Origin of the sequence: Paenibacillus wynnii, from assembly GCF_000757885.1 — a bacterium.
Classification (GTDB): domain Bacteria; phylum Bacillota; class Bacilli; order Paenibacillales; family Paenibacillaceae; genus Paenibacillus_AQ; species Paenibacillus_AQ wynnii.
On the sequence record NZ_JQCR01000003.1, the window covers coordinates 386103 to 401509 of the forward strand.

General features: G+C 46.7%; 7 protein-coding genes and 3 rRNA genes. 7 read left to right on the top strand and 3 right to left on the bottom strand.

Annotated elements, in window-relative coordinates; translation table 11 throughout:
* Positions 1-320: 320 nt before the first annotated feature.
* Complete coding sequence (locus PWYN_RS16980; RefSeq protein WP_036654489.1) at positions 321-2972, top strand: adenosylcobalamin-dependent ribonucleoside-diphosphate reductase; 2652 nt, start codon at positions 321-323, stop codon at positions 2970-2972.
* A 136-nt stretch (positions 2973-3108) separates the two neighbouring features.
* Here the strand turns inward: PWYN_RS16980 and PWYN_RS16985 are convergent, their stop codons facing one another.
* Both PWYN_RS16985 and PWYN_RS16990 read right to left on the bottom strand, forming a co-directional pair.
* Positions 3109-5583 carry an FAD-dependent oxidoreductase gene (locus PWYN_RS16985; RefSeq protein WP_036654491.1) on the bottom strand — a complete coding sequence of 825 codons (2475 nt, stop codon included), beginning with the start codon at positions 5581-5583 and terminating at the stop codon, positions 3109-3111.
* The gene (locus tag PWYN_RS16990; protein WP_036654493.1) at positions 5580-5870 is read right to left on the bottom strand and encodes an ArsR/SmtB family transcription factor; all 291 of its coding nucleotides are present in this window, start codon (positions 5868-5870) and stop codon (positions 5580-5582) included. Before PWYN_RS16990 ends, PWYN_RS16985 begins: the two co-directional genes overlap by 4 nt.
* A gap of 444 nt (positions 5871-6314) precedes the next feature.
* Between PWYN_RS16990 and PWYN_RS30685 the strand changes: the two genes are divergently transcribed.
* From PWYN_RS30685 to PWYN_RS17020, 6 genes are all read left to right on the top strand, one after another.
* On the top strand, positions 6315-6575 hold the full coding sequence (locus PWYN_RS30685) for a phosphotransferase (RefSeq protein ID WP_084146771.1): 261 nt from the start codon (positions 6315-6317) through the stop codon (positions 6573-6575).
* A complete protein-coding gene (locus PWYN_RS17000) occupies positions 6575-7258 on the top strand; it encodes an MBL fold metallo-hydrolase (protein ID WP_205622803.1) in 684 nt (227 codons plus the stop codon). Before PWYN_RS30685 ends, PWYN_RS17000 begins: the two co-directional genes overlap by 1 nt.
* A gap of 729 nt (positions 7259-7987) precedes the next feature.
* Positions 7988-9545 (top strand): 16S ribosomal RNA (locus PWYN_RS17005).
* 313 nt (positions 9546-9858) lie between these two features.
* Positions 9859-12785: ribosomal RNA gene (locus tag PWYN_RS17010) — 23S ribosomal RNA — on the top strand.
* A 54-nt stretch (positions 12786-12839) separates the two neighbouring features.
* Positions 12840-12956 (top strand): 5S ribosomal RNA (rrf, locus tag PWYN_RS17015).
* Together the 16S, 23S and 5S rRNA genes form the textbook arrangement of a ribosomal RNA operon.
* A 153-nt stretch (positions 12957-13109) precedes the next feature.
* Positions 13110-13304, top strand: a complete 195-nt coding sequence (locus PWYN_RS17020) for a hypothetical protein (RefSeq protein WP_036654501.1) — start codon at positions 13110-13112, stop codon at positions 13302-13304.
* A 120-nt stretch (positions 13305-13424) separates the two neighbouring features.
* On the opposite strand, the gene PWYN_RS17025 is transcribed toward PWYN_RS17020, so the two are convergent.
* A complete protein-coding gene (locus tag PWYN_RS17025; RefSeq protein WP_036654504.1) occupies positions 13425-15287 on the bottom strand; it encodes a glycosyl hydrolase family 18 protein in 1863 nt (620 codons plus the stop codon).
* Positions 15288-15407: the final 120 nt, after the last annotated feature.

Consider the following 15407-nt stretch of genomic DNA (forward strand, 5'->3'; position numbering starts at 1 on the left):
AGAGAGAATTCATAACCTAGAGTGAGATAATGCAGGGTGAATTGCTGAAATTTAGGCAGATGGACACTTTTTTCGGAAAAGACCTGTGATACAATATGTGGTATAGTTTATAGATGGGCGCACACAATATATTGTGACAATTGTTTTAAATCTGGGTTTAAATGTGGCAAAGAACGGTTATTTGTTATTGACAAGAACAACTTCCTAATGTCGCTTTTAGAGAAAGAGACATCTGCCGGGAGGTTATTGTTGTGGGTCACAAAACGTGATAACCCACACCTGAAACGGAAGCACTATCACATTTGCGGGAGGTTTTTTTATTGAGTACAGTGGAACGTAATCAGCGTCTAGAGGGCCTGAGCGAGAAAATATTTCTGGACCGTTATGCTTGGAAGGATGCCGACAGTAACAATGCCAAGGTAGGCGATGTCGTACTGGTTCTTACCAAGGACGATCCGAAGTTCCCAACGAAGGAAGTCGGCGAAATTGTGGAGCGCAGCGGTCAAATCGTGACGGTAAAGACTCGCCGAGGCGAGCATGTACAAACCGACGTTGAGAAGCTGACTCTTAATATTGAAAAAACACCTGAAGAAATGTGGGATCGACTGGCAGGAGCTATGGCTTCTGTTGAGAAGACGCCGGAGCTTCAGCAGGAATGGACAGGCAAATTCCGCAGTATTCTGGATGACTGGAAGCTGGTTCCCGGTGGACGTATTGCTGCGGGGGCAGGGGCGAGCGAAGAGCTTACTCTTTTCAACTGCTATGTAGTCCCTTCTCCGAAGGACAGCCGTGGCGGTATCATGCAGACATTATCTGAAATGACGGAAATTATGGCTCGTGGCGGCGGAGTTGGAATTAATCTTTCCTCCTTACGTCCAAGACGAGCAATTGTCCGCGGTGTAAACGGTTCTTCAAGCGGCTCTGTATCCTGGGGCGGTCTGTTCAGTTACACGACAGGACTAATTGAGCAGGGGGGCAGCCGTCGCGGTGCGCTGATGCTGATGATTAATGATTGGCACCCGGATGTAGTGGATTTCATAACCGTGAAGCAAACCATGGGGCAAGTTACCAATGCCAATCTGTCCGTATGTGTGAGCAACAGCTTCATGAAAGCTGTGAAGGAAGATTTGGATTGGGATTTGGTATTCCCGGATACTACGTATCCAGATTACAACGAAATTTGGGACGGAGACCTCGACAAATGGAAAGCCGAAGGGCGCAGCGTTATCCATTACCGTACCGTCAAAGCACGTGACGTATGGCAGACCATTATTGAATCGGCATGGAAGTCGGCAGAGCCTGGTGTTGTCTTCATGGAATACTACAACCAGATGTCCAACAGCTGGTATTTCAATCCTATCATTTGTACAAACCCTTGCGGTGAGCAGGGTCTTCCAGGCTGGGGTGTCTGCAACTTGTCAGCTGTGAATCTCTCTAAATTCTATGACGAAGAGAAACATGATGTAGATTGGGAAGATCTTGCGACTACAACACGTTATTCTGTACGATTCTTGGACAATGTTATTGATAAGACTCCTTACCATTTCCCGGAGAATGAAGCCAATCAGAAGCTCGAACGTCGTGTGGGCCTAGGTACCATGGGATTGGCTGAGCTGATGATCAAGCTCAATATCCGTTACGGAAGTCCTGAATCGCTGGAGTTTTTGGACAAGCTGTACGGCTTCATGGCACGCGAGGCTTACTTAGCTTCTGCTGAGATTGCCGGCGAGAAGGGTTCCTTCCAAGCTTTTGATACTGAAAAATATCTGTTGAGCGGATTTATGAAAAACATCACCGAAACCTATCCGGAAGTAGGCGCAGCCATTCGTGAGAACGGAATGCGCAACGTAACCGTAATCACCCAAGCTCCTACCGGCAGTACCGGAACTATGGTGGGAACTTCAACAGGAATTGAGCCTTATTTTGCCTTTAAATACTACCGCCAAAGCCGTCTCGGCTTCGATGAGCAGTTCGTACCGATTGCGCAAGAATGGCTGGAAGCCCATCCGGGTGAAGAACTTCCTGAATATTTCGTAACTTCAATGGATCTGTCAGCCAAAGATCACATCCGTGCCCAAGCTGCTATTCAACGTTGGGTGGACAGTTCGATTTCCAAGACAGCTAACTGCCCTGCCGATTTCACTGTTGAAGAGACGGCAGAATTGTACGAAATGGCCTTTGATTTAGGCTGTAAAGGTGTAACCATCTACCGTGATGGCAGCCGTGACGTACAAGTACTGCAAACAGAGAACAAGGAAGAGAAGAAGGATGCTCCTATAAAAGAAGAAGTTGTTGAATCAGCAGCTTCTGAAGCTGAACTGACTGATCCTGTAGCTGCAAATGCAGCAGTAGCAAGCCCTGTACCGCAAGCTACCGCTAACGAGCTGGATAAACAATACAAGAAACGCCCGCAGATTCTTCGTGGTGCTACCTATAAGATCAACACGCCATTTGGTATGGCTTATATAACAATCAACGATCTGGATGGAACTCCGGCAGAGATCTTCCTAAATGTAGGCAAGGCTGGTTCTGACGTATTCGCTATGGCAGAAGCTTTAGGTCGTGTCTGCTCCTTGTTCCTCCGTTATGGAGACCATGGTCAAAAGGTTGAACTGTTAATCAAACACTTGAAGGGGATCGGCGGTTCCGGCGCCATTGGATTTGGTGCAAATCGTGTAGAGTCCATAGCCGATGCTGTTGCCAAGGCCTTGGAAACCCATGTGTTGAACAACACGCAAGATGACCACATCCCAGCCCCTATAGCTGCAACTCTGGAACTTGAGGATTTCACGGACGCTTTAAATGCTGAACTGAACTCAGTAACTCTTACAGATGCTGGTCATGGTGGCCACGGCTCGCACAACCATGCAACATCTTCACGTGATCTCTGCCCATCCTGCGGCAGCGCATCCCTGGTGAATATCGAAGGCTGTAAGACTTGCAGTAATTGCGGATATAGCCGGTGTGGGTAAGGTTATCTAGGGAGTAAGTTAGCAAGTGTGTATCACTTTTTAATGTGCAACCTGAAAAAGGCTGCCGAGAAACTTCTCGGCAGCCTTCTTGTGTTCTTGTACAGGATAATTGATTTATCACCTGCGAAATGAAAGATTAAATAAACAGATTAATACCGGATTGATCTGCCTTACCGAGATAGTAGCCAACACCGCCGATTTTTACGCCTTCTATAAACTCTTCTTCTGTAATCCCCATCACATCCATTGACATAGAACAAGCAACCACTTCAACACCTTGTTGAATTGCAGTTTGAATTAATTCTTCCAAGGACGAAATGTTTTTACCCTTCATGACACCGCGTATCATTTTTGTACCTAGTCCCAGCATGTTCATCTTCGATATCGTCAGCTTTTGACTGCCGCGGGGCATCATAGCCCCAAACATACGCCCAATAAAGTTTTTTGATACAGGTACTTTCTCAGACTTTCTGATCACGTTTAATCCCCAGAATGTGAAGAACATGGTCACTTTTTTTCCGCTGGATGCAGCTCCGTTAGCAATAATAAAGGATGCTATGGCTTTGTCGAGATCCCCACTGAACACCACCATAGAGGTGCCCTCCGAGCGGGTCGCTGTCAATTCCGCGGCAACAGGAACAATAGGGGTTCCTTTTCTTATAAAAGCCTCAGTCATACCGCTTTTCGTCTTACCTACATTAATCAACTGATTCCCCGACATTCGTGCCCAAGGTATAATATCTTCATAAAAACCGGGATCCGATGCTGTTACGTGTAACACTTGACCGTTTTCCAGCCGATCTATCTGTTGCTTGACTTGAATGAGCGGGCCAGGGCAACACAATCCACAAACATCTAATTCAGAATCAGCACGTAACTCGTTTTCTTGCTGCTCAACGGCTACAGCTGATTCTTGTCTATAAACTGTAGACTTCGGCACCGTCAAAGGTTTTGTATTATTGGTTGGCGTATAAGTGGCCATTTTATAGGTCTTATAACCGCCGGTTAAATTTCGAACATTATATCCCTTTTGCTGTAAAATTCGCGAGGCAGTATAACCTCTCAAACCAACTTGACAATATACCCAAATCTCTTTAGTGGAATCCAATTCACTTAGACGTGAGCGGAGTTCATCCACGGGAATAAGTATAGAACCGGGAATGTGGCCATTATTGTGCTCAATCTCAGAACGTACGTCCACCAGAATTGTCTTCTGAGGGTCACGGGTATTCAAGTCTTGGGGAACAAACACTTCCGTTCTGCCTGCAAGTATATTTTCCGCAGTATAGCCGGCCATATTAACAGGATCTTTTGCAGATGAATAGGGTGGGGCGTAGGAAAGCTCAAGCTCGGTCATATCGTGGACGGTTCCCCGGAAGTGAATAACGGTTGCAATATCATCAATACGCTTATCCACTCCGCCAGACCCTACAGCTTGGGCGCCTAGTACAGTGCCTGTATTATCAAAGAGTAGCTTTATTGTAAGGGGTGTAGCACCTGGATAATACGAAGCATGAGAATTTGGATGAACATAAGCTACCTTGTAGGGAATTCCCAATCTCTGAAGAGTTTTCTCGTTGTTACCAGTAGCTGCTCCCGTCAAACCGAATACTTTAATAATCGATGTTCCTAGTGAACCTTTATATGTCACTCCCAAACCGCATACATTATCCGCAGCAATTCGCCCTTGTTTATTGGCGGGGCCAGCTAAAGGGATAGCGGTCTTGTTTCCATTAATGAAATCGACGACTTGTATCGCATCACCTACAGCAAACACGCCATCTAAATTAGTTTCTAACTTTTCATTCACGATGATGTGACCTCTAGAAGTGAGTTCTATTCCGCTATCCTTTAAAAAGGAGGTGTCAGGCGTAACGCCAATAGCCAAAATAACCATATCCGTATCTAACGTTGTTCCGCCGGCTAACTCGACTTGAATTTGTTCACCTATTTCCTTGAATGCTTTTGCACTTTCTGAGAAGAGCAGATTGACGCCATGTTGTTCTAGTTCTTGGGCCAACACATGGGACATTTCGATATCGAACGGCGCCAAAAGCTGGGGATCGGCTTGAACCAAGGTGACATCCAGTCCAACCTCTTTAAGATTTTCTGCCATTTCCACCCCGATGAATCCACCGCCTATAACAATAGCCGATTTCGAATTTGTTTCGGTTACGCGTTTTTTTATACGATCCGTGTCTGCTATGTTACGCAATGTGTATATCTTGGAACTATCAATGCCGGGTAACGCAGGACGTATAGGTTTTGCGCCGGGTGCTAAAATGAGGTAATCATAACTTTCGTCGTAAATACCGCGTTCAATGCTGTTAACACGCACTGTTTTGGAAACAGGGTCGATACGAGTGACTTCACTTTTTGTGCGAATATCAAGATTAAAGCGATTGTACATGGCTTCCGGAGTCTGTACGATTAGTTTGGAGCGGTCCTTAATTGAATCGCCAATATAGTAAGGTAACCCGCAATTGGCAAAAGAAATGTGTTCATCGCGCTCAAACATCACAATATGTGCTTCTTCATCCAACCGGCGCAGACGTGCAGCGGCTGAAGCGCCACCAGCAACTCCGCCGACAATCAGAACTTTCTTACTCATAAATGATCCTCCCCGAAGAAAACTTGAATTAGTTGTTTTACTCTGACGTCAGCAATGGTGTAGTTGACTTCGAGTCCATTACGTTCGGTTTTGACAACGCCGAAGTTGCGAAGTTTTTGCAAATGCTGGGACACTGTGGACTGAGGGAGATGCAAACATTCCTGCATATATCCAACGTTGCAAGAACCTTTCATCAGAAGTCCTTTCACAATACACAACCGAACCGGATGAGCTAGGGCCTTCAAAATGTCAGAGGCCTCATTAAATTGTTCAAAATCATTATCCACGGTGAGCGTCCTCCTTTAATTCAACATCACTATATCTCAATATTACGATATAACGATTTAAAAAACAAGTCAGGATAATTTCGCTCGAATTATTGGACCTAATGGAATAGAGAATGGAAAGAAAAACCTTGATTTTATTTCTTACTTACGTGATAACCAGTACGGAGTTTTAGAATCGGTTATATCGAAGTGTGGCGAGGAGCTTATAGAGATCCAGACCCCATGGGGAGAATACTATGCATCTGTGTTTAAACGTGTTTCTGGTGAGCAGATTAACAATACCGATTTTTGTGATACCATTTTGTACAGCTATGGAAAAGCTCTAGAAAGGCTCCATCTTTTATCTAGTCGATACACACCCGATAACACTCAAAGATGGTCATATAGTGATGTTTTAGATTGCATCCATGATAAATTAATAGACATTCCGGATGAGGCAGCAGCATTAATGAAACGAAATTATTACGAGATTATTTTGCATCGATCCCCAAATCGAAAAGTAATTATGGATTGATTCATTATGACTTTGAATTTGATAATGTATTTTACGATGACGAATCCACAACATGTAATATAATTGATTTTGATGATGCTATGTATCACTGGTATGCAATGGATATCGAACTGACGCTAGATAGTTTGCAGGATTGTATTCCACATGAAATTTATAATACCTCAAAAGATTTTGAAGGGGAGAGAGTATGATGAAAGTAGCAGAGGGTGTTGCGATTATCCCAATAAATATAGGTAATATAACTTTAAACCCTACATTAATTTGGGACGAAAACATGGCTATATTAATTGATACAGGAATGCCAGGCCAAGATAAACAGATTATAGATGGGATTGAAAGAGTAGGGACACCCTTTGATCGTTTGAAATCAGTAATACTTACCCACCAGGATATTGATCATATAGGAAGTTTGCCAGCCTTAATTGATCATTCAGGAAATAACTTAACGGTGTATGCTCATGAATTGGACAAGCCTTTTATTGAAGGGAAACAACCACTACTAAAATTAGATTTACCTGAAGACTTGCAACATTTAGTACATAATCTTCCTATAGTAAAAGTGGACCGAATATTGAATGAAGGGGATGTGCTCCCCTTTTTTGGCGGCGTTCATGTGATATTTACCCCAGGGCACACTCCAGGTCATATTAGTCTTTACTTAAAACAACATAAAATTCTCATTGCAGGTGATGCATTGTATTGCGATAAGGGCGACTTAAAACCCCCTACAAGCCGGACTACACTTGACCTAGTTGCTGCACAAAAGTCTGTATCCAAATTTCTGGATTTTGATATCCATACTGTTATCTGTTTTCATGGAGGTCTGTGTACGAACAACGTTAAAGAGCAACTCCGAGGATTAGTTATATTGTAATAATGAGGGAGAGATATCCCATGAGGAACAGCAAATTATCTAAATGTAAAAATCAAACGACAAGCAAAATACTATCCTAATTTCAGCGGTACTACTCATTGGCGGTATCTTTGCACCTTTTCTTCACACGCAAACTGCTGCTGTAGACACTACATCTACTATTACTACTGAATCGAGTTTATCCACCAGTAATATAAAGCTTCTATGGCAAAAGTTTGACCCAGACATTTGGGATACTACTAATAAAGACCTTCACTCAAATATCAGCTGCTAAAGTTGTATGAGTCTTGATGCCAGAAATATATGCATTAGCTCTACAACACTTAAAGTACTGGAATATTCTAAGTGTTGTTATTGTTACTTAATGAGTGTAGTATTACAGATCCAGTCATTACTATTGATTGGTGAGCACGCTGGAATATATTACAACTTGTTTGATGGTGACAAACGTGATATATTATTACTCCGGCCAAGAAATGTTGATGCCGAGCTCGAAAAGAAGTTGATAAAAGAGCTTGCATTACACGGTTGGATATGATATATTATAAGAGTTGCTGGTGAGACATTAACCGCCGACAACGAGAACTTGATCTTTGAAAACTGAACAACGAGTGAGTGGGATTTTACGAAAGTAAAATCCAAAATCATGGACTTCTTGAAGACCATGATTAGAGAATTTTTTAATTCTCGTCAGATGTTTCAAAATGAGCAATCGCTCTTTCTAAATACAATTTGGAGAGTTTGATCCTGGCTCAGGACGAACGCTGGCGGCATGCCTAATACATGCAAGTCGAGCGGAGTAATTTTGAAAGCTTGCTTTCAAAATTATTTAGCGGCGGACGGGTGAGTAACACGTAGGCAACCTGCCCTTTAGACTGGGATAACTACCGGAAACGGTAGCTAATACCGGATAATTTCTTTCCTCACCTGAGGAGAGAATGAAAGATGGAGCAATCTATCACTGAGGGATGGGCCTGCGGCGCATTAGCTAGTTGGTGAGGTAACGGCTCACCAAGGCGACGATGCGTAGCCGACCTGAGAGGGTGAACGGCCACACTGGGACTGAGACACGGCCCAGACTCCTACGGGAGGCAGCAGTAGGGAATCTTCCGCAATGGGCGAAAGCCTGACGGAGCAATGCCGCGTGAGTGATGAAGGTTTTCGGATCGTAAAGCTCTGTTGCCAGGGAAGAACGTCCGGTAGAGTAACTGCTATCGGAGTGACGGTACCTGAGAAGAAAGCCCCGGCTAACTACGTGCCAGCAGCCGCGGTAATACGTAGGGGGCAAGCGTTGTCCGGAATTATTGGGCGTAAAGCGCGCGCAGGCGGCTATTTAAGTCTGGTGTTTAAACCTTGGGCTCAACCTAAGGTCGCACTGGAAACTGGGTGGCTTGAGTACAGAAGAGGAAAGTGGAATTCCACGTGTAGCGGTGAAATGCGTAGATATGTGGAGGAACACCAGTGGCGAAGGCGACTTTCTGGGCTGTAACTGACGCTGAGGCGCGAAAGCGTGGGGAGCAAACAGGATTAGATACCCTGGTAGTCCACGCCGTAAACGATGAGTGCTAGGTGTTAGGGGTTTCGATACCCTTGGTGCCGAAGTTAACACAGTAAGCACTCCGCCTGGGGAGTACGGTCGCAAGACTGAAACTCAAAGGAATTGACGGGGACCCGCACAAGCAGTGGAGTATGTGGTTTAATTCGAAGCAACGCGAAGAACCTTACCAGGTCTTGACATCCCGATGTAAGCATTAGAGATAGTGTCCCTCTTCGGAGCATTGGAGACAGGTGGTGCATGGTTGTCGTCAGCTCGTGTCGTGAGATGTTGGGTTAAGTCCCGCAACGAGCGCAACCCTTATGCTTAGTTGCCAGCACATTATGGTGGGCACTCTAAGCAGACTGCCGGTGACAAACCGGAGGAAGGTGGGGATGACGTCAAATCATCATGCCCCTTATGACCTGGGCTACACACGTACTACAATGGCCGGTACAACGGGCTGCGAAATCGCAAGGTGGAGCGAATCCCAACAAAGCCGGTCTCAGTTCGGATTGCAGGCTGCAACTCGCCTGCATGAAGTCGGAATTGCTAGTAATCGCGGATCAGCATGCCGCGGTGAATACGTTCCCGGGTCTTGTACACACCGCCCGTCACACCACGAGAGTTTACAACACCCGAAGTCGGTGGGGTAACCCGCAAGGGAGCCAGCCGCCGAAGGTGGGGTAGATGATTGGGGTGAAGTCGTAACAAGGTAGCCGTATCGGAAGGTGCGGCTGGATCACCTCCTTTCTATGGAGAATCGTTTCCTGTAACGGAAACATTCGAACAGAAGCGTTAAGCTTCTATAAGGACCCTTGAAGGTTCGAACCACTCACTCGTTGCTCAGTTTTGAGAGTTTAAGCTCTCAAAAATCCTCGTTATTTTCGACCAACACATCCGTGATTGGCCCGAAAACAAGCGAGATTGATCCTTGAAAACTGGATACCGAAACGAATTTGCGTTTTAGAACATCTTATTACTGTAACTTGTGCAAACAAGTGAAGTGAAATTATGGCTTAGCGGAGATATTCGATTGTGTAAACAAACGAAACATCGAAGCGTTGGTTAAGCTAATAAGAGCACACGGAGGATGCCTAGGCGCCAGGAGCCGACGAAGGACGTGGCGAACAACGAAACTGCCTCGGGGAGCTGTAAGCAAGCTTTGATCCGGGGGTGTCCGAATGGGGAAACCCAGCTGTGGTAATTCGCAGTTACTCATACCTGAATACATAGGGTATGTAGAGGCAGACCAGGGGAACTGAAACATCTAAGTACCCTGAGGAAGAGAAAACAATAGTGATTCCGTCAGTAGCGGCGAGCGAACGCGGAACAGCCTAAACCAAGGGGCTTGCCCCTTGGGGTTGTGGGACGTCTCACATGGAGTTACAAAGGAATCTGGTAGGTGAAGAGGTCTGGAAAGGCCCGCGATAGAGGTAAAAGCCCTGTAACCTAAACCATATTCTCTCCGAGACGGATCCCGAGTAGTGCGGGGCACGTGAAACCCCGTATGAATCCAGCAGGACCATCTGCTAAGGCTAAATACTACCTGGCGACCGATAGTGAAACAGTACCGTGAGGGAAAGGTGAAAAGCACCCCGGAAGGGGAGTGAAATAGAACCTGAAACCGTGTGCTTACAAAAAGTCAGAGCCCTATCTATGGGTGATGGCGTGCCTTTTGTAGAATGAACCGGCGAGTTACGTTTAACATGCAAGGTTAAGTCGAGAAGACGGAGCCGCAGCGAAAGCGAGTCTGAATAGGGCGATGTAGTATGTGGACGTAGACCCGAAACCGTGTGATCTACCCCTGTCCAGGGTGAAGGTGCGGTAACACGCACTGGAGGCCCGAACCCACGCATGTTGAAAAATGCGGGGATGAGGTGGGGGTAGCGGAGAAATTCCAATCGAACTCGGAGATAGCTGGTTCTCCCCGAAATAGCTTTAGGGCTAGCCTCGGTATTAGAGTAGTGGAGGTAGAGCACTGATTGGTTGCGGGGCCCGCAAGGGTTACCAAGATCAGTCAAACTCCGAATGCCATATACTTATTGCCGGGAGTCAGACAGTGAGTGCTAAGATCCATTGTCGAAAGGGAAACAGCCCAGACCATCAGCTAAGGTCCCCAAGTGTGTGTTAAGTGGGAAAGGATGTGGAGTTGCACAGACAACCAGGATGTTGGCTTAGAAGCAGCCACCATTGAAAGAGTGCGTAATAGCTCACTGGTCGAGTGACTCTGCGCCGAAAATGTAACGGGGCTAAACACACCACCGAAGCTATGGCTAGATACTAAGTATCTGGGGTAGGGGAGCGTTGTATATACGTTGAAGGTATACCGTGAGGAGTGCTGGAGCGTATACAAGTGAGAATGCCGGTATGAGTAACGAAAAGATCAGTGAGAATCTGATCCGCCGAAAGCCCAAGGTTTCCTGAGGAAGGCTCGTCCGCTCAGGGTAAGTCGGGACCTAAGGCGAGGCCGAAAGGCGTAGTCGAAGGACAACAGTTTGAAATTACTGTACCACCGTAATCCGCTATGAGCGATGGGGTGACGCAGGAGGGTAGTGACGCGGACTGATGGAAGTGTCCGTCTAAGCAGTGAGGCTAATGTGTAGGCAAATCCGCACATTATTAGGCCAGGCTGTGATGGGGAGCGAAAATTGTAGTAGCGAAGGTCATGATCTCACACTGCCAAGAAAAGCCTCTAGCCAGGAGAAGGTGCCCGTACCGCAAACCGACACAGGTAGGCGAGAAGAGAATTCTAAGGCGCGCGGAAGAACTCTCGTTAAGGAACTCGGCAAAATGACCCCGTAACTTCGGGAGAAGGGGTGCCCCGGTAGTGTGAATAGCACGAGGGGGCCGCAGTGAAAAGGCCCAAGCGACTGTTTAGCAAAAACACAGGTCTGTGCGAAGCCGCAAGGCGAAGTATACGGGCTGACGCCTGCCCGGTGCTGGAAGGTTAAGGGGAGCGGTTAGGAGCAATCCGAAGCTGTGAACCGAAGCCCCAGTAAACGGCGGCCGTAACTATAACGGTCCTAAGGTAGCGAAATTCCTTGTCAGGTAAATTCTGACCCGCACGAATGGCGTAACGACTTGGGCGCTGTCTCAACGAGAGATCCGGTGAAATTTTAATACCTGTGAAGATGCAGGTTACCCGCGACAAGACGGAAAGACCCCATGGAGCTTTACTGCAGCTTGATATTGAATTTGGGTACGATCTGTACAGGATAGGTGGGAGCCAGAGAAGCAGGAGCGCAAGCTTCTGCAGAGGCGACGTTGGGATACCACCCTGATCGTATCTAGGTTCTAACCTAGTGCCCTAATCGGGTACGGGGACCGTGTCAGGCGGGCAGTTTGACTGGGGCGGTCGCCTCCTAAAGAGTAACGGAGGCGTTCCAAGGTTCCCTCAGAATGGTTGGAAATCATTCGAAGAGTGCAAAGGCATAAGGGAGCTTGACTGCGAGACCTACAAGTCGAGCAGGGACGAAAGTCGGACTTAGTGATCCGGTGGTACCGCATGGAAGGGCCATCGCTCAACGGATAAAAGCTACCCTGGGGATAACAGGCTTATCTCCCCCAAGAGTCCACATCGACGGGGAGGTTTGGCACCTCGATGTCGGCTCATCGCATCCTGGGGCTGAAGTAGGTCCCAAGGGTTGGGCTGTTCGCCCATTAAAGCGGTACGCGAGCTGGGTTCAGAACGTCGTGAGACAGTTCGGTCCCTATCTGTCGTGGGCGCAGGAAATTTGAGAGGAGCTGTCCTTAGTACGAGAGGACCGGGATGGACGTACCGCTGGTGCATCAGTTGTTCCGCCAGGAGCATGGCTGAGTAGCTACGTACGGACGGGATAAGCGCTGAAAGCATCTAAGCGTGAAGCCCCCCTCAAGATGAGATTTCCCAATTAGTAAGACCCCTTGAAGACGACGAGGTAGATAGGTTGGAGGTGGAAGTGCAGCAATGCATGGAGCTGACCAATACTAATCGGTCGAGGGCTTATCCAAATATCTAAACGCAGATTTGTTTCGGATTCAGTTTTCAGGCGATTAAGCCTGCCGTTTGGTGGCGATAGCGGAGGGGTTCCACGCGTACCCATCCCGAACACGACCGTTAAGACCTCCAGCGCCGATGGTACTTGGACCGAAGGGTCCTGGGAGAGTAGGACGTTGCCAAGCACAGGAAAAAAGCATGACCCTAATGGGTCATGCTTTTTTGTTTATGTATAAAGATCAGACGATATGGATTAAAGTGCCCTGATTTATTGAATTAATAGTACGTTTCGTGGATATGTTAATGCTACAGAAAGTTATATAGAAGGAGGGAATAACATGATCAATTATGACAATCTCGGACCCGGCGTTGAGCCAATTCCAGAACCGGATAAAAGTGAGGAAGGACGTGAAGGACTTAAGGGCCTGGATGAAGTTGTTGGAGGCATTATGGATAATGTGCAAATGGCTTTAATCGGCAATGAGAAATCTGATTTGAATGCAGATCGGAACACCCCAAACCAAGAAGATTAAAGAAGAAAGAGGGCATTCCATCACCCATGTATAATGGTGTCGGAATACCCTTTAGCTTTTGACATATGACTAAGACTTGATTTTTAGTGCTCTATAATATGCTGACTTAAAAACTTTGGATTACTTCAACTTCCATAAGGCCGGAGTTGTAGCAGGTTCCCATCCCTGTAGGGAGGTATGGGTTTGAAGGCAAGTATAAGTTTTTCCACTGTAGGATACAGTATCGCCTACTTTATAAGCGACTCCAGCCGTCCAGGTATTAACCCCCGGAGTCGCGGTAGCGGTCGGTGTTGGAGATAGCGTAGGAGTTGGCGTTGTTGTTGGTGTTGGTGTGGATGTTGCTGAAGGCGTAGGGGTAGCGGTTCCGCTTACACCTAAGAACTTCCAAGGACCGTCAGCACCACTGAGGTCCGGACGGTCCCCTTGTGTCCACCACTTGGCTTCATAAAGGATCCCGTTATAGATAACACGTTGTCCAATAGTATACACAGCTGTGGAATTCCAGGTTGTTGTGGTTCCTTGTGTCGGTGTAGGTGTTGGAGACGCAGTTGCAGTTGCTGTTGGAGTAGCAGACGGTGTTGGTGAAGGTGTCGCTGTGGCAGCAGGTGTAGGAGTTGGTGTAATTACTACCCCGCCGCCCAGATCGCTGCTCAGCTTGTTCTGCAAGGTTCTGTTACGGTCGCCGCTGGTCTCCCAGAACATGACTCCTGCCAATCCCTTGGATTTCACGTAACTTGTCTTATATCCAAAGGATTCTGTGTCATCATAGCTGATATAGGTTTGGGTGGCGGGATTATACAGATAAGGGACTTTGGATACATTATTCCAGTACCGGGTATAGCCGTTTTTATTGATGTAATTGGCTTCCAGATCGTTGAAATCATAGCTGCCCTTCTCCCAAGTTCCCGTGGAGGATAAACCGGAGGATACTTGATATTGTCCATTTCCCGAACTTGGAGCTCCACCCCAACCTCGGCCGTAGAAAGGCATTCCTAGAACGAGTTTGCTTGCAGGTACCCCATTTTGCAGATAGCTGGTTACCGCCTTATCGATATTGTAATTTGCAGGTTCTGTTAAACCTGTTCCAGCAGTTGCAGGGTCATAATATAAAGGCGCGTTGTGTCCAGTGGTGGTGTTCCAGCTCCCATTAAAATCATAGGTCATAATATTGATCCAATCGACAACAGAAGAGATGCCTGCAAGATTATTGTTCTGAATGTAAGCGGGGCCTGCACCGGAAGCGATGGTTAGCAGGTAGGTTTTACCGTCAGTGGTACCGGCTGCATTCAGCTTCTCACGGATTTTTTGGAGCAGCAGTACATAGTTCCCTTTGTCTTCCGGACGGTAGCTGTTCCCTGCAAGACCGCCGCTTACGGGGTATTCCCAGTCCAGGTCAACGCCATCCATTTGATACTTGCGAATAAAATCAACCGCTGAGTTGGCAAAAACCTCACGGGTTGCTGCCGTAGCGGCAACATCGGAGAACCGATTCGACCAAGTCCATCCGCCAACGGAGATTACTGTCTTCAATTTAGGATTTTTCTCTTTAAGCTTCCAAAGCTGCTTCAAGTTCCCTTTAATAGGATCGTCCCATTTGTCATCTCCGAAGCTCTTTTGGGCATCAATCCATGGATCTCCCAAAACGATCGTACCGTTGGGAACGTTAATGGTCTGCCCTTGTTCATTCTGACAGGACCATGTTACCGGGTTGGGACCGGTCGGATCTGAATTACCGTGAATCCCATTCCAGCAGATATCTGCAAAGGCGTAATTAATGACATTCATTTTTGTGGGGTCAATATCCGCTACATTAAATGCTCTGCCATAAGCAGCCCATGAGGCATAATAACCCACCAGCTTGTAATCAGTAGCTGCATGTGCCGATTTGACGTTTGTACCTAAGGAAGAGAATAGAGTTAAAACGAGTGCAACTACGATCCCTACCGCGAAATTCCTTCGTGTTCTGGTTTTCGTGAACAGCATTGCTTTTGAGCCTCCTTCGATTTTTCGGAATACCTCTCACACTCTTGAAAAATATTAACAGGTATTTGCTAGGACTCACTCATTAGCATAGGGAGGGAGAATAAATACATGAAGCGTGGA

Coding starts and splice junctions, on each gene's coding strand:
- PWYN_RS16985 (WP_036654491.1), bottom strand. CDS start 5,583: ATGAGTAAGAAAGTTCTGATTGTCGGCGGAGTTGCTGGTGGCGCTTCA.
- PWYN_RS17000 (WP_205622803.1), top strand. CDS start 6,575: ATGAAAGTAGCAGAGGGTGTTGCGATTATCCCAATAAATATAGGTAAT.
- PWYN_RS17020 (WP_036654501.1), top strand. CDS start 13,110: ATGATCAATTATGACAATCTCGGACCCGGCGTTGAGCCAATTCCAGAA.
- PWYN_RS17025 (WP_036654504.1), bottom strand. CDS start 15,287: ATGCTGTTCACGAAAACCAGAACACGAAGGAATTTCGCGGTAGGGATC.